This window comes from Lactiplantibacillus nangangensis, from assembly GCF_005405065.1.
GTDB classification, from domain to species: Bacteria; Bacillota; Bacilli; order Lactobacillales; family Lactobacillaceae; genus Lactiplantibacillus; species Lactiplantibacillus nangangensis.
The window spans coordinates 235,564-250,967 of sequence record NZ_BJDI01000002.1 but is presented as its reverse complement, the minus strand read 5'-3'; the positions used below and the strand labels follow the sequence as shown (position 1 = coordinate 250,967).

General features: G+C 44.8%; 13 protein-coding genes and 1 other RNA gene. 4 read left to right on the top strand and 10 right to left on the bottom strand.

Going from position 1 to position 15,404, the window contains the following annotated elements; all coding sequences use genetic code 11:
* Positions 1-25: 25 nt before the first annotated feature.
* Complete coding sequence (locus FFM70_RS02855; protein WP_137615331.1) at positions 26-589, bottom strand: nucleotidyltransferase family protein; 564 nt, start codon at positions 587-589, stop codon at positions 26-28.
* 292 nt (positions 590-881) lie between these two features.
* Between FFM70_RS02855 and FFM70_RS02850 the strand changes: the two genes are divergently transcribed.
* Positions 882-1,637, top strand: a complete 756-nt coding sequence (locus tag FFM70_RS02850) for an alpha/beta fold hydrolase (RefSeq protein WP_137615330.1) — start codon at positions 882-884, stop codon at positions 1,635-1,637.
* A gap of 43 nt (positions 1,638-1,680) precedes the next feature.
* Here FFM70_RS02850 and FFM70_RS02845 read toward each other — a convergent pair whose 3' ends face one another.
* Complete coding sequence (locus tag FFM70_RS02845) at positions 1,681-2,706, bottom strand: zinc-binding alcohol dehydrogenase family protein (RefSeq protein ID WP_137615329.1); 1,026 nt, start codon at positions 2,704-2,706, stop codon at positions 1,681-1,683.
* A gap of 130 nt (positions 2,707-2,836) precedes the next feature.
* On the opposite strand from FFM70_RS02845, the gene FFM70_RS02840 reads away from it, so the two are divergent.
* Positions 2,837-3,187, top strand: a complete 351-nt coding sequence (locus FFM70_RS02840) for a winged helix-turn-helix transcriptional regulator (protein ID WP_137615328.1) — start codon at positions 2,837-2,839, stop codon at positions 3,185-3,187.
* Positions 3,188-3,506: 319 nt separating this feature from the next.
* Here the strand turns inward: FFM70_RS02840 and FFM70_RS02835 are convergent, their stop codons facing one another.
* From FFM70_RS02835 to FFM70_RS02820, 4 genes are all read right to left on the bottom strand, one after another.
* Positions 3,507-4,655, bottom strand: coding sequence for a THUMP domain-containing class I SAM-dependent RNA methyltransferase (locus tag FFM70_RS02835; RefSeq protein WP_137615327.1), 1,149 nt, complete (start codon positions 4,653-4,655; stop codon positions 3,507-3,509).
* A 345-nt stretch (positions 4,656-5,000) separates the two neighbouring features.
* An RNA gene (rnpB, locus tag FFM70_RS02830) (RNase P RNA component class B) lies at positions 5,001-5,379 on the bottom strand.
* A gap of 15 nt (positions 5,380-5,394) precedes the next feature.
* Positions 5,395-5,736, bottom strand: a complete 342-nt coding sequence (gene gpsB / locus FFM70_RS02825) for a cell division regulator GpsB (protein ID WP_003638751.1) — start codon at positions 5,734-5,736, stop codon at positions 5,395-5,397.
* 74 nt (positions 5,737-5,810) lie between these two features.
* Entirely contained in the window at positions 5,811-6,380 is a 570-nt protein-coding gene (locus FFM70_RS02820; protein WP_137615326.1) for an SLOG family protein, read from the bottom strand.
* Positions 6,381-6,484: 104 nt separating this feature from the next.
* Here FFM70_RS02820 and recU point away from each other — a divergent pair, with 104 nt between their 5' ends.
* Positions 6,485-7,093, top strand: coding sequence for a Holliday junction resolvase RecU (gene recU / locus FFM70_RS02815; RefSeq protein ID WP_137615325.1), 609 nt, complete (start codon positions 6,485-6,487; stop codon positions 7,091-7,093).
* 27 nt (positions 7,094-7,120) lie between these two features.
* Entirely contained in the window at positions 7,121-9,415 is a 2,295-nt protein-coding gene (locus tag FFM70_RS02810; RefSeq protein WP_137615324.1) for a transglycosylase domain-containing protein, read from the top strand.
* Between the two features lie 401 nt (positions 9,416-9,816).
* On the opposite strand, the gene FFM70_RS02805 is transcribed toward FFM70_RS02810, so the two are convergent.
* The 4 genes from FFM70_RS02805 to FFM70_RS02790 all read right to left on the bottom strand — a co-directional run bounded on the left by FFM70_RS02805 (position 9,817) and on the right by FFM70_RS02790 (position 15,228).
* Positions 9,817-10,548, bottom strand: coding sequence for a DnaD domain-containing protein (locus FFM70_RS02805; RefSeq protein WP_137615323.1), 732 nt, complete (start codon positions 10,546-10,548; stop codon positions 9,817-9,819).
* A gap of 71 nt (positions 10,549-10,619) precedes the next feature.
* Positions 10,620-11,828, bottom strand: coding sequence for a pyridoxal phosphate-dependent aminotransferase (locus FFM70_RS02800; RefSeq protein ID WP_137615322.1), 1,209 nt, complete (start codon positions 11,826-11,828; stop codon positions 10,620-10,622).
* A 23-nt stretch (positions 11,829-11,851) separates the two neighbouring features.
* Positions 11,852-12,352 carry a cell wall elongation regulator TseB-like domain-containing protein gene (locus tag FFM70_RS02795; RefSeq protein ID WP_137615321.1) on the bottom strand — a complete coding sequence of 167 codons (501 nt, stop codon included), beginning with the start codon at positions 12,350-12,352 and terminating at the stop codon, positions 11,852-11,854.
* Positions 12,353-12,426: 74 nt separating this feature from the next.
* Positions 12,427-15,228, bottom strand: coding sequence for a helicase C-terminal domain-containing protein (locus FFM70_RS02790; RefSeq protein ID WP_137615320.1), 2,802 nt, complete (start codon positions 15,226-15,228; stop codon positions 12,427-12,429).
* Positions 15,229-15,404 lie beyond the last annotated feature (176 nt).

The following is a 15,404-nucleotide window of genomic DNA, read 5'->3' as shown; positions in this document are numbered from 1 at the left end:
ATAAATCACTGACTGGTCACCACAGTTAGCAATCACTAATCGATAAGTTAGGCCAGCGCTGTTGCCATTGCTTTTGCTGCATCCGTTGCCGATAAATCGCCAAGTGCCGCTCATCTTGCTGATAGAATGGCACTGGACGGCAGTTGAAAGTCATCAGGTCGTCTAGACCATATGGTGCCAATAGCTCAATTTGGGTTTCATCCGTCAAACGCGCCCCAATACAAGTCGGGGTTTCAACAAAATGACCGATGGCATCCGCGACTGAGGTGAATTCGGGCACATCTGAAAAATTATAATGGGCCATATAAACCTCATTTTTAACTTGCCATTGATATTGTGGCGCCCAGGTCGTTAATTGTTGTGATAGGACTAGATCGTCACTGGCTGGCCGAGCTGGATCAAAGAAAACCACATCGACATCACTAGTCAGGCTCACTGGTTGTTGACTCAGCACCTGCCAAACAGTATTACGAATACTCCCAGCAGCTAAATAACCTTGTTTTAAGGCTAAGCGCCGGATCAAAACCAAGACCTCCCATAATTCCGGTGTTGACCATAAAATTTGCTTAATAAACGCTTCATCAGACACTTCGCACCCCCACTTTCTTGCAATACTAACAACCATCAAAATAATTAACAAAATTATGGCATAGTTGCTTAGTGACTACAACTGGGTTTTATAGTCCGATCATAAAAATGACTAACACGATCAAAAAATGTCCTGATTAAGTAATCGCCACCCTGACCAGAAAAAGGGGTTCGATAGACTTAGGTTGCGAATTCAAAAGTCGTCGCCAGCCGTTTACATAAGCATTTCAGTTGTCATTTATTAACAATTCTGTCACAGTTGACTTATAAAATAATAAAGCGAGATTATAATCATGGTCGAAATTTTACAACGAAAAATACAAGATGTCCCTATTTTAGAAGTTGTCAATGATGAGCTGCGCTATCAAGCCACCCCGTTAGTCGTCTTTTATCACGGTTGGCGTTCGGAGAAAGAACTCGTACTCACCCAAGCACGCAAACTGGCTCAGAAAAACATTCGTGTCATTTTGCCAGATGCCATGAATCACGGACAACGCCAACAGCCAGTGAGTACGTTACCTTCATTTACTTTCTGGAACAGTATTCAAGGCAACCTCGCCGAATTTCAGCTGATCACCGATTTTTATCGTCATCGACAACTAATTTTGAACGATCAAATTGGGGTCGGCGGTTACTCGATGGGCGGCATGACTACTGGCGCTTTATTGACCCAGCATCCAGAAATCAAAGCCGCTACCATCATCATGGGAACGCCTAATCTAAATGCCTATGCACAATTAGTGAGGACCGTTGCCGCCGAGCATCACTTATATTTACCAACAGATATGGCAAATTTAACGAGCTGGATCGACCATTACGATTTGAACTTACAACCAGAAAAAATTGCGCATCGGCCGTTGTTATTTTGGCATGGGACGGATGATGAACGCATTCCATATGCCCAGTCACGCGATTTTTTTGACCATGTCCATCCAGAAGCATACGCTGATCAAGTTGCGTTCATTACCGGTTATCAAGCTAAACACCTAGTTAAAATTCCACTAATGAACAAAATAGCAAACTTTTTTGACTATTATTTGACCGACTAAATAAAGTCCACTCGACTTCACGTCAGGTGGACTTTAACGCTAACTAGGCTTGATTATTAGTTATCACAACCTTACCGACCATGTGATGCGCGCCAACTAATTGATGCGCTTGCCGAAGCGTTTTACCAGAAATTGGACTCAAGACTTTGGTCACTGTAGATTTGAGAATCCCCTGATCTAATAACCCACTCAATTGTGTTAACGCCGCATGCTGTGAAATCATTGCTGGCAACTGATAGAACGACTTAGCGTAGACCCACTCCCAGGCAAATTTGACTTGTTTGGCTTTTAAAGCAACCAGATTGATAGGTTGCCGACTACCAGTCGTTGAAACGATTGTCCCTAAAGGTTTTATTAATGCCACGATGGTTGACCAGTAGTGCGCCAAATTTTGTAATTCGAGGATATAATCGACCTGCTGCCAGCCTAAGTCGTGAACTTGCCTCACGATATCTTGGTGATAGTCAACTATCGCATCCGCACCGTGTGCTTTTACCCAAGCCATTGATGCAGGACGCGAGGCAGTCGCAATCACTTGCAGTCCAGACCAACGTGCCAGTTGCGTTGCGACCGACCCCACACCACCAGCTCCATTGATCACTAATAGCGTGTGTTTCGCATTTTCAACCTTAGCTGTCGGATCAATCCCTAGTTGCTCAAACAGGGCTTCCCAGGCAGTTAGTCCCGTCAACGGCATCGCCGCAATCTCGGCTGGAGTTAAGGATTTCGGTGCCGCACCTACTAAACGTTCGTCAACTAACTGGTAATCACTGTCGCAGCCTGGTCGATCGAAGGCTCCCGCATAGAAGACACGATCACCAGCCTGAAATAAACTCACCTGATCACCGATTGTTTCCACAATTCCCATGGCGTCCCAACCGATGACTTTTGGCTGATCTAACGGTGTTCGTTGGCCTTTTCGCACGCCAACATCTACTGGATTGACTGAGACCGCTAACACCTTCACTAATAAATCACGCCCAGTTGCGACTGGTTTCGGTGTTTCGAACGCGAAAATTGATTGGTCATCTTTTAAACTAAGTCCCTGTTTAAATCCATAAGCTTGCATCTTACCAAGCCCCCTCTGTGATCCCAATATAAACTTTCCATAACCAAAAACAATTCTGAAAATTTTGGGAATTAGTTACATACTTGTCAGTGTATAGGTGTATTCTTAACACATCAAAGGGGGCTTTTGAATGACACGCTATCGCTATGACTGTGCTGAAGGTTGTCCGATTGTCAGCACTTTACAACTTATTTCTGGCAAATGGAAAGCCGTATTAATCTACCAATTATTTCAACATGACACTTGTCGCTTTCGTGATTTTCAACAACTTTACCCCAACTTATCTACGCGTATGTTGGCCTTACAGCTTAAAGAGCTGGAACAAGATCATCTGATCACCAAACGCGTTTACCCGGTTATGCCACCTAAAACGGACTACCGCCTGACTGATTATGGGCGAACGTTACAACCATTGATCCATGAGATGGCAAAATGGGAACAACAATACAATAGAATTGCTACCGATCAACCTAATGGCTAATTTTGGAGGTGTCCTTGATGAAATTCACTTGCACCAATTGCGGCAAACCACTCAAAACAACTGAACAGGCATATTTTTGCATGCCAGTCCCACCACGCGGCTTCACCGAACTTCAAGCTTGGCTCAAGTTGAACAACGCCAAACCGTATTGCCTTAATTGTTTACAAATCGTCCAATCTAGAAAAAACAATACTAACTAACACAATCACCGTAATCAGCCGCCAACTTCTAGGACTACTGATTGCAAACTCGTCTTACACAGTCTAAAAGGCCATCACTGGCAAGCAATGCGCTTGCCAGTGATGGCCTTAATTTTTAACTAAGCTTCTGTTCTAGCTGGACGAATCCGTTTACCCCAATACTGGAAGTAATCAGTCCGTAACGCCCCATTATAGAGCTTACGACGTTTAGTCGCCTTCTTGCCAAAATAATCTTCAAATTCAAGATCACTAGTCAAAATATATTTACTCCAACTAGGTAGTTTGGCGTAAACCTGTCCCATTTGACGGTATAAGATCCGGACAGTATCCCGATCACTCAATCGTTCCCCATAAGGTGGGTTGGCGATGATAACCCCATTGATCTTGTCCGTCGTAAAGTCTTTGACGGCTAATTGCTTGAAGTTAATATCATGCAAGACACCAGCTTCTTGGGCATTTAACCGCGCAATATCGATCATCTTACCGTCAATATCATAACCGCTGATGTCAAGTTCAATGTCAGTATTGATCTTAGACTTCGCGTCATCCCGTAATTCTTGACTCAGACCCGCTGGCACCCAATCCCACTTTTCACAAGCAAAGGCCCGTTTGATACCGGGCGCAATATTACGCGCTAATAAGGCCGCTTCAATTGGAATCGTCCCAGAACCACAAACGGGATCGACAAATGGATTATCCGAATACCACTTGGCTAGCATGACCAAGGCAGCCGCCATGTTTTCCTTCAAAGGCGCGCCACCTTTTTCAAGCCGGTAGCCCCGTTTAAACAAACTACTACCAGTAGTGTCCAACGTCAGCATGACCTTATCCTTGTTAATGGCGACTTCTAAGGGGAATAAAGCACCGGTCTCTGGCAAATGACCATTCCGGTGGTAAGTTGCGGCTAACTGGTTCACAATGGCCTTTTTGACGATTGACTGCACGTCCGGCACACTGTGTAGTTTCGAGTTACGTGACTTACCTTCCACTGGGAATTCAGCATCCATTGGCAATAATTGATCCCATGGTAAAGCCAATGTCTTTTCAAATAAGTCATCGAATGTATAGGCATTAAATTCGCCCACAATGATTTTGACCCGATCCGCCGTCCGTAACCAAATATTGGTTCGTAAAATATCCTCAATTGTGCCGTTAAAACGGACCCGACCATTTTCGACTTGGGTCTGGTAGCCAAGGTCACGTAATTCGCGACCGACTAATGCTTCCATCCCACTGGCACATGTTGCAATTAATCTAAATTCTTGCATAGGTTCCTCCTGATTGTTGTTCTTAGTTATATTTTAGTTTTTGTTTTTTGTTGAAAAGCAGACATGCCTTTCCAATATCATGCACAAAGTAGTAGCCAAATGATCAGCTTGCCGTTCACCGCTACTGACCGCTTCCGAAACGTGTTCAGCCCAGCTGGGGACTCCGCTTGCTACGCTAAGGCCAAACTGCTCAACCCGCAGTTCACCCTTAGCTAGGCAATGCTCGACCCCAACCCGCTGGTCTTCACACTCTAGTTTAGCATATTTCACCGTTCGGAAACTTTCCGTATAAAAAAACTAGGGCAAAAGCAAGCTTTTGTCCTAGTCTCCTGTCTAAATGTAAATTCCTGTAGGCCATGTTTTGTACCTAACTAAAGTACAGGTGTCTGTTAGTTAGGCGGCAATCATCTATCTCGAGATCACAAGGATCTCCCCCCACATTTAGTTCATTTACTTATGTGAAGCGCCCCTACCGTAGTTTGGGTTGCCCGCTCGAGGGGTTTACCGCGTTCCAACTTAGTCGTTTCCAACTAAGTATCGTCACTGTGGCACTTTTCAGGAATACTCGGGCATAGCTTGCGCCTTAGCCGTTTTTTCCGCCGTAACCGATAAAATCGGTTCCCCAGCTTATTTTTTCACCGAGCACGAACACTACAAGCATCGCAGCTTGTGCGGGCATGGACCTTCCTCAGCCGACTTAAGCCGACCGCGATTACCCAGAATTTACATTGAATCACTTTTATAGACGATGTGATTCGTTTTGATTATTATCTAATTGGGCGCCAAAGACGTGACGTTCCAAATTAGATAGACGTTTCAGAATATCCATGTTCGTCACCGTACTAGTTGGCTGTGAAGATGGGCTGGTTGCACCAACAGCGACTTGCTTAGTAAGTTCGTCGACCTTGGCACGCAACCGTTCGTTTTCATCTGAAAGTTGTTGGTTATCTTTAGTAAATGACTCATAGTCCTTAATGACATTATCTAAGAACCCATCCACATCAGCAGGATCATAACCCCGCATCTTTGGTTTGAATTCTTTTTGCAGGATGTCTTTGGGAGTAAAGTTACGTTTAGCCATATTTAAAAACACCTCATTGTTATTCGCGCGACACCGAAACGGCATCCGCATTACTTAAAACATTGTAGCAGACTTTATTCAAAATTAAAACCATTATTCTGTTTTTCTGCATACTCATTCGCACTTTCTTGTAACCAATCGAAGTCAATGACGGTTAACGGGTACGGATGTTCCTCGTTAAATGACTGAATAATATCGTAGTCATACGTCGGTTTACCGGGGTTATCAGGATCATACACCAAAGCTGCCCCATCTGTATGGGTAATCATGAATTCTTGATAATTTTTTAATTGTTGCGGATTTTCATAAGTTTGTTTACTAACTGCTGCATGAAAATCGACCGAAGCTAATAAAGCTTGTAATTTTGCTTGATTATTCTCATTCCAGCGACCACCAAACTCGGCGTATGGTAACATCATGGCGACTTTCAATTCAGGATAGGTCTTTTTTAATTCCAGGCCGACCTCGGCACACCACTGTTCAACCCCTAATTGTCCACCAGTGATCAACCAGTCGACGCCGTCTTCAATTTGCTCAGTCAAATAACTGGTCAGTGCATATTTAATCACTTTTAATTTGTCATCTTGATCACTAAAAACATTTAATTCATAACTTCGGTAGCCACTCATCCATAGTCGACTCACAAAAAAATCTCCTTTTTCCTATCGATTCGGCCTTCAAAACGTCACAGTTATTTCACATTACCCGCTTTAATGGTAAAATATGAGTTTATTAGGAGGTTGATAATGTGACGATTCGTTATCCAAACGGCAAAGCTTATCGCCAACCTTCTCATTCTAAATCAAAATCCACTAAATTTGCCAATGTTAACTTTGGTGATCGAGGTATGAGCCTGGAAGCAGAACTCAATAGTAGTAATACCTATTATTTGGAAAATGATATCGCAGTTATTCATAAAAAGCCAATTCCAATTCAGATCGTTAAAGTTGATTATCCAAACCGTAGTGCCGCTGTAATCCGTGAAGCTTACTTTCAACAAGCGTCAACCACTGATTATAACGGGGTTTATCGTGGGAAGTATTTAGATTTTGAGGCTAAGGAAACTAAAAGTAAAACCGCGTTTCCCCTCAAAAACTTCCATGCGCATCAAATTGAACACATGCGTAAATGTTTGGCGCAAGATGGCATTTGCTTTGTTATCATTCGTTTTGCGGTCTTAAATCGCTTATTTTTGTTGACAGCGACCGACCTCTTTCACTATTGGGACCATCAAGCTGACGGCGGTCGAAAATCAATTCCACTCAAGGATATTGAAAAGTTGGCGACCGAGCTACACTATCACATCAATCCCCTCATTCCATATTTGGCAGCAGTTGACAAACTAATTGAGGGCTAAATTATCACCTAGTTAAAGGAGAACATCATGGCAGGTAACAATGAACAGAATTCACGGGTCGCGCGCAACCGAAATCAGCAGCAACCACCCAAAAAGCACTGGTTTCGACGAATTATTTTAGCGATTATTGCGCTGATCGTCATCGGTGGCTTGGCAGGCATTGGCTTATTTTTCTATTATGCACAAACTTCTCCCAAAATCACCGAAAGTAGCATGAAGAGTGAAAATGCGACGCGAGTATACGATGCAAATGGAAAACTGATTGCTAACTTAGGCGCCAGCAACCGTGAGTACGTGAAATCTAATCAAATTCCCGCAACGTTGAAAAATGCGGTCGTCTCCATTGAAGATCGCCGCTTCTATCAACATAAAGGGGTCGACTATTACCGGATTATTGGGGCAGCCTTAGGTAACTTAAAAGGTAGCTCACTCGGGATGCAAGGTGGGAGTACTTTGACGATGCAACTCGTCAAACTCTCCGTCTTCTCAACGAATACTTCAGACCGGAACCTTAAAGTTAAATCTCAAGAAGCTTGGCTGGCGTTAAATGTTGAGAAACACTTCAGCAAAGCGCAAATTTTGGAATTTTACATTAACAAGGTCTACATGGGTAACGGTATTTACGGTATGGGCACGGCCGCGCACTACTACTACGGCAAATCTCTCAAAGAGTTGAATCTAAGTCAATTGGCATTACTCGCTGGGATGCCCCAGTCGCCAACTTACTATGATCCAATTCAATATCCCCAATATGCGACTAGTCGCCGAAACTTAGTCTTACAAGCAATGGCTGACAATAAAGTGATCACGCAGCAACAAGAAACAGCTGCTGAAAAGGTTAGTGTTAAAACTGGCCTCGCCTCCAGCGCTGACCGTGCTAGCATTGTCGCCCAACAAAGTCATAAGGTCATCGATCCTTATTTGAAAGAAGTTATTTCAGACCTCGAGGCTAAGGGCTACGACTACAAGAACGACGGCCTCAAAGTCTATACCAACTTGAATATGAATGCGCAACAACGACTCTACGATATTGCCAACACGTCAGAATACGTTTCTTATCCAAGCGACACTGCCGCCAATCGGTTCCAATTAGGTGTTTCCGTCGTTGATTCATATACCGGAAAGATTTCAGCCATGATTGGGGCTCGGAAAAATGGCAATGTGACCTACGGGACTAACCGCGCGGTCCAAACGAGTCGGTCGAATGCGTCAACCATGAAGCCTATCTTGGATTATGGTCCCGCAATCGAATATGAAAGTTGGCCAACCTATAAAACCGTCGCTGATACAAAATACAAATATCCTGGGACTAATATCACCGTCAATGACTTTGATAACAAAACATTGGGCGATATGACGATGCGCCAAGCTTTAGTTCAGTCACGAAACATTCCAGCCGTGAAGACTTTAGAACAAGTTGGCCGAACCAGAGCCAAAACGTTTGCCAATAATCTTGGGATGAATCTCAAAGGCACCGTTGAATATTCGAATGCGATTGGGGCTGGGGTCTCCTCACTACAAGTCGCCGGGGCTTATGCGGCATTTGCTAATGGCGGGACTTATTACAAACCTTATTACATCAATAAGATTGTGACCCAGGATAACCGCACAACCAGCTACAGTAGTACTGGTAAACGGGTCATGAAAAAGTCGACCGCTTATATGATTACCAATATGCTGAAGGACGTCATTAACAGCGCTACTGGGACTGGGACCACTGCGCACATTAGCGGTGTTTACCAAGCCGGTAAAACTGGGACTAATGGCTACGAGAAGAAGTATGGCTTCCCGACTGACGCTGACATGGACTCCTGGATGGCGGGTTATACTAAGAACTACTCCGTCGCTGTTTGGACTGGTTATGATCATCCATTTGCTAGCGGTGGCTATTTAACTTCAAGTACTTCAAAGATCTCACAAGATATTTACCGTGAAATGATGACTTACTTAGCTGAACATTCACCAAACTCGGATTGGACAAAACCAAGTTCTGTCGGGACTGTCAAGAAGAACGGGATTGAAGAATTGTACGTGGTTGGCCACATCTTCTCCGCGGCGGAAGCTTCGTCTGGGACGGCCGCTTCGTCAACCTCTTCAACGACGAATCATGAACCAGCTAGTTCGGAATCTTCACATGAATCATCTTCGAGCGACTCATCAAGTTCCGAATCGTCTAGCTCCAGTTCAGAATCATCATCTTCTTCAAGTTCTGAATCGTCTTCCAGTGAAAGCAGCACCGAATCTAGCAGCCAACCTGAAAGTTCCTCTTCAGAAGCTTCTAGCTCCGCTGAACAGCCTGCTGAGAATCAAGAAAATAGATAAGTCATGGTTCAATCAAAAGCGCTCAAATCGCAGTTATTTGCGATTTGAGCGCTTTTTCAATTACTGTTTAAAGATTGAAAGTGTCAAAGCTGGCGTGAATCCAGTAACACTGGCGTTGGCTATCTCCAAAATGGACTCATACAACTGGTCATTCCGCTAAATTTAACCAACTAACAAGTCACTCAAAAATGTTGACTAGCTGTAGGCTGTTGCTGATAGCATCGGCCGTGTGGGTGGCGTTTTACCGGCGACTTTCCGGTCTTACGCCACGGATTGGCTGGGAGATTTGCGATTTTGGCAAAGTTCCAGCCGAGGGGCAAGACGTTTCTGAGGCTTGCCCCGGTCCCTCGACCGAATGCTATCAGCAACAACCGGTAGCAGCAATCATCGACTACCTTCAATTACTGTTTATCGGGATCTTCACCCAATTTGAATAATGGAATGTTTGGCCAAGCCTTCCCACCGGTTTGACGTTGTGGCTTGGGTGCCGAATTCAAACGGTTCTCAATACCACGTTGCTTATCTGCCTCAACCTGCGCGGCAGTGGTCAAATTGCGCTTGTGCCAGTTCAATAAAATCCGGTCCATATAAGTTAAATTATAAACTTGTCGTAACACAGCCTCGCGTAACGCTAATTCAATGATTTCTGGATCGTAGTGATCTTCATCAAACCATTTACTAATACTCTCCATTTCCATTGGTGAGAGTGCCCGACCGAACTCAGTCTCAATAGACTTGAAGACCTTTTGCCGTTTGTTTTCACCACTCGCTGTGGCAGTATCAGTAACTTCACTCGGCTGCTTTTTGAGCGCTAACGCCAATTTCTCATAGAGACCATCGAAGTTATAACGATCATGAATTTTCTGATCAGCGGCCGTAATTGATTCGATCGTTAAGAGCTTCTTTGCGAGCATTTCATGTAAATGTTGAAAGACCGTATTACTCGTTTCACCTAAGCTTTCAGCCACTTGATTGGCGTCTGGAAAGGCCTCACCTTGATCCATCAATCGTTTAAATTGTAAATAAACCAATAATTCCGCGTTAGTCAACCCAATCTCGCGATAATGTTGCAATAATACGTTGGCAATGGTCGTCTGCCCACCATTAATGATGGCTTGTGTTAATTGATCCATACTCGTCTCCAATTCTAACCATCAAGGGAGTGCGCCACTTGGACACACTCCCTTGAGTATTAAACCGATAATTACAATTCTGCTGCTGGCTGTTGGGCCATTTTTTCATCAATAAACGTCTTAAGCCGTTGATAAGCTGTCCGTAATGATGCCATATCAGTCGCATAGCTCAACCGAATATGACCAGGCAACCCAAAGGCTTCTCCAGGAACTAAGCCGACGTGTGCCTCACTCAGAACAGCTGTGACGAAGCTTGGTGCATCCGCATACCCGGTCAAACGTAACGTTTCAGTCACATCAGGGAATAGATAGAAAGCTCCGGCTGGCTTGCCGCCTGGTAATTTAAAGCCTGGTAATGCTTCAATCAATGGATAGAGCTCGTTTAACCGTTGCTCAAATCCTTGCCGCATCGTTTCTACCGAACACTGGTCACCGCTAAACGCTTCAATAGCCGCATATTGTGAGACCGCTGCTGGATTGCTAGCTGCATGTCCCAATACGATACCCATCTTAGCCATAATTGCCTTAGGACCCGCGGCGTAACCAATGCGCCAACCAGTCATAGAATAAGCTTTTGAGACCCCATTGATCAAGATGACGTGGTCCATGTTAGCTTCACCCAACTCTAAGACCGAGGTGAAGTGATTGCCATTATACAAGAGCTTTTCATAAATTTCATCCGCGACGATCAAAATATAGTGTTGAACTGCCCAGTTGACGATGGCGGTTAATTCGGCGCGACTGAAGACCAGTCCGGATGGATTTTGTGGTGAATTTAACACAAGGGCTTTCGTCTTAGGTGTCCGTTGTGCTTCCAAATCCGCAACCGTAAATCGTAACTGGCGATCAGTCCCGACTTCCACGGGGACCCCACCAGCTAACTTCACTTGTTCCGAATAACTGACCCAATAAGGGACGGGCAACAAAACTTCGTCGTCTGGATTCAAAATGACTTGGAATAGCGTAAATAGCGCCATCTTCGCCCCATCGGTCACAACAATCTGACTAGGATCAAAATGATAACCATGATCAGCTTCGATCCGTTGGCTAATGGCTTGCTTTAATGCTGGTAGCCCCGTTGCTGGTGTGTAGAAACTAGCTTGACCATTTTGAATACTATCGATGGCCGCTTGCTTGATATTGTCAGGCGTTTGATAATCTGGTTCCCCGATGCCCAAATTAATGACATCGACCCCGTCAGCAATCATTTGTTTAGCCTGCGCGCTAATCTTTAACGTCGCAGATGGCTGAATTTGCATAACTTTACGCGATAATTCCATAGATGACCGAGCTCCTTTGCAAGTTAGATATTGATAATTGATTTTAATTGGCTCCCGTTACTGTACTGTAAAACTTCATAACAGAGCGCCTTTTTTTGATTTAAATACGTGATTTCCCAGACAACTTCACCGTTTGCTTTACCCAGTGTGGCCTTAATTACTTTGCTAGGATGACGTTTCGCCCAAACTTTTTTCAAAGCTTTAGTCCGCGAAATACCAGCTGACTGTTTAACAATCGTCGTTTTGTGCGATTTATTGGTATTGATCAACGCATACACTGGGACATTTTTGCTGGAAGTTCCGGTCACAACGTAGTAACTTTCAGTCCCGTTATATTGGGAAAATGCCGTGGTCGTTTTTAATTTAGCTTTACTGGTGGCCAAGCTATAAGCAGTCTTCTGCGCATGGTGCATCGGTCGCTGGGCGGCCCACAAAGTTCCATAAGCAGCGACGATCAAGGCCAAAATCACTAACAGAATAATCATGATCAGGCGTTCTGGACGTCGTTTGCGTTGCACTCTCATATTTTTCCCAATCCTTTCAAAAAAACAATAGCCCCATTATAGCAAATTCCATTCGACCCGGAACGCTTTCTGGGCTACTTTTGGAAAAACTTTTGTAATTCAGCGGTTATTTCAGCGACCGAACCATCAATCGGTGGCATCGACTTAGGCAACGCCTTTAAAATCGTTTGCCCATACCGTTTAGTCACCAGCCGGTCATCCAAGATCACTGCGGCACCGGTATCTTGATCCGTGCGAATCAAGCGCCCGATACCTTGCCGTAATTTCAAGGCCGCCTTTGGTAAAGCTTCATTATAAAATGGATTGACCTTAGCTTGCCGTAATTGTTGGTAGCGGGCTTTGGTGGTCGTTTGATCTGGCGACTCAAATGGTAATTGGGTGACGATCAAGAGTTCCAGTTGTTCTTGGGGCAAATCAATCCCTTCCCAAAAACTAGCTGCCCCTAACAAAATGGCATTATCACCCTGCATGAAGCGCCGCAACAATTTTTCACGACTCCCATTGACCCCTTGAGCGAGTATTTCGCGATCCGAGCTGAGTCCCGTTTGATGCAAACTGTAAAAGACCGCTTCAATCATGTTCAACGAATTGAATAGGATCAAAGTCTGTTTAGGTGCTGCCGTCACAATCTCGTGAATGGCATGCGTTAAATAAGCCACGCGTTGTTTACCACTAGGTGCTTCCGCAGCAGTGGCATCCGTCACAATCAGCAACCGTGCTTGTTTTTCCAAATCAAATGGCGTGGATAACCGATGATGAACGGTGGCCTGTGGATCCAAATCCAATTGTTCATAAACATACTGCGATTTGCCGGTTGCAAACAACGTTGCTCCCGTAAATAACGGTGCGCTGAAATAAGGATACAATTGCGACTTGAAATACCCCTTAGTATCGATCAAACTGCCTGCAAGAACGAGACTCCCGCGGTCATGCCACTGATTCAAACTGATCCAGAAGACCCGCTGTTCACGGGTTGCTGGAATCAACCAGACTCGTAACAGATCATAAGCCTGACGTAAACTCTGCATCCGATTAAAGAAATCGTCCAAAACATGTTGTTCCGGTGGCAAAATCTCGGCTTGATCGTGTTGATACTGCTCGTTTAATTGCTGGAACTGCAAGAAACAATTTTCGATGGCTGTCTGTAATTGACGGACCAACGCATTGTTTTCAGCAAAGAAGGTCGTGATCTGTTCCGTTGTGATCGCAATTTCGACCGGTTGACTGCCACCTTTTTGATGCGGGACAAAGGTTCGGGCCAACGCCGCTTGTAATTGTTGCAAGTGTAAGTCGGTATCGTTCAATGAGTTGTCTAACAACTTCAAACGATAATCCGACTGCGGTTGTTCCGCAAAGAGTGCTCGCAAATTCAGCCCGTGTTCCTGATCGATACGGCTCGTCAAGCTATGGCAAGCCGCCATATAGTAATTGAAATCGAAGCGTTGCCGAGACTCATGTAGGACGCCATCAGCCAAATGTTGCGCCTCATCTAAAACTAAAAGCGGTCGCTGTTGCCGACTACCAAGTTGCGCGACGTGTCGCATTAAATAAGCATGGTTCGTAATAATAAACGTCGCTTGGGCGGTCAATTGATCACGAAAACGCAAGAAGTCATCTTTAAAGAACGGATCATCCGCTTTTAACGAAGCCACCCCATGATGGGAAATTTCCGTGAAATATGGCGCTTGATAGGTCGTTAAATGTAATTCGTCTAAATCGCCACTAGTCGTCGTGGTCAACCAAACTAGAACGCGCAATTTCAATAACTGGGTCTGCTTGGAATGCTCATGTAACGCCAAGCCGCGTGCAAAACGATCCAGATCAACATAATGTTGGTTGCCTTTGATCACCACTGCCGTGACTGGTTCTGGTAATAAATTGTTCAACAATTGAACACCCTGATCCAGCAACTGGGCCTGCAAGACCGTTGTCGCCGTGCTAACGATAACCTGCCGACCAGACTGTGCGAGGTAAGCCAATGGCAACAGATAGCCTAGCGTTTTACCCGTTCCGGTTGGGGCTTCAATCATCAACGGCTCAGTCGCCGTCTCTGCTTGGGTATAATGGCGATGAATCTGATTCATCATCCGAGCTTGTTGTGGACGATAAGTTAGATCTTTCCCAAACAGCTGCATCTTTTGGGCTTTAGTCACCGGATAACGCCGTTTTTGCCGACCAGCCGCTTGTTGTGGTAACGACTTTTTGCGGAGCGCTAAGCCGTTGCGAATCATTAAGTCTTTTGGTAGCCGACCAGGGTGTTTTTTACCCTGTTGTAGCGCGTACGCAAATAGCTCCGCCGTTTCACGGGGTAACTCGGGTGTTAACTGGACCATCTGTTGTAACGTGATCAACGGTAAATTGGCGAGTCGTTTCTGTAAGAAAATAAACAGATGAGCTGTCGCGACTGCATCACTATCCGCTGCATGGGGATGGTCGTGTTCAATGTTCAAAAGACTGCTTAGATCGCGCAACCGAAAGCTCGGCGCGGTCGGTAATAGTATTTGACTCAAAGAAACAGTATCTACCGCTTGAATCGGCAATTCTGGATAGCCGACACGCTGCAGTTCCGCATTAATAAACGGCAAGTCAAAATTGACGTTATGCGCCACAAATACGGTTCCTTGTAATAAGCTATAGATGGTTCCAGCCAAATCGTCAAATGGCGGCGCTTTGCGAACCCGGGCATTACTGATGCCAGTCAAATTTTCAATAACTGGTGGCACCGTCGTTAACGGATTTACATCCGCTGCAAATGTATTAATGACTTTATTATTTTTAACGAACGCACAGCCAATCTGGATGATGCGATCGCCATCCTTAACACTAGTACCGGTGGTTTCAATATCCACAACGGCATAGGTCGTGTTTGGTTTCATGGTTATTGCCCCAAATCAGTGATTAAGATTTAAACCAACAGTCATAGGTCCAGCCTACAACTGTCATTTTTATGTTTCGCCTTAAATTATAGCATAGCCATCACCACATTAACGTCCGGTCGCATGCTGCCCGAAAGCGACAGTTAACTCACACGGTTTTAGTCATAGCGCTGCTC

Bases quoted from the DNA above. Each gene is read 5' to 3' on its own strand.
- FFM70_RS02850 (WP_137615330.1), top strand. From the start codon at position 882: ATGGTCGAAATTTTACAACGAAAAATACAAGATGTCCCTATTTTAGAA.
- FFM70_RS02845 (WP_137615329.1), bottom strand. From the start codon at position 2,706: ATGCAAGCTTATGGATTTAAACAGGGACTTAGTTTAAAAGATGACCAA.
- FFM70_RS02840 (WP_137615328.1), top strand. From the start codon at position 2,837: ATGACACGCTATCGCTATGACTGTGCTGAAGGTTGTCCGATTGTCAGC.
- FFM70_RS02835 (WP_137615327.1), bottom strand. From the start codon at position 4,655: ATGCAAGAATTTAGATTAATTGCAACATGTGCCAGTGGGATGGAAGCA.
- gpsB (WP_003638751.1), bottom strand. From the start codon at position 5,736: ATGGCTAAACGTAACTTTACTCCCAAAGACATCCTGCAAAAAGAATTC.
- FFM70_RS02810 (WP_137615324.1), top strand. From the start codon at position 7,121: ATGGCAGGTAACAATGAACAGAATTCACGGGTCGCGCGCAACCGAAAT.
- FFM70_RS02805 (WP_137615323.1), bottom strand. From the start codon at position 10,548: ATGGATCAATTAACACAAGCCATCATTAATGGTGGGCAGACGACCATT.
- FFM70_RS02800 (WP_137615322.1), bottom strand. From the start codon at position 11,828: ATGGAATTATCGCGTAAAGTTATGCAAATTCAGCCATCTGCGACGTTA.
- FFM70_RS02795 (WP_137615321.1), bottom strand. From the start codon at position 12,352: ATGAGAGTGCAACGCAAACGACGTCCAGAACGCCTGATCATGATTATT.
- FFM70_RS02790 (WP_137615320.1), bottom strand. From the start codon at position 15,228: ATGAAACCAAACACGACCTATGCCGTTGTGGATATTGAAACCACCGGT.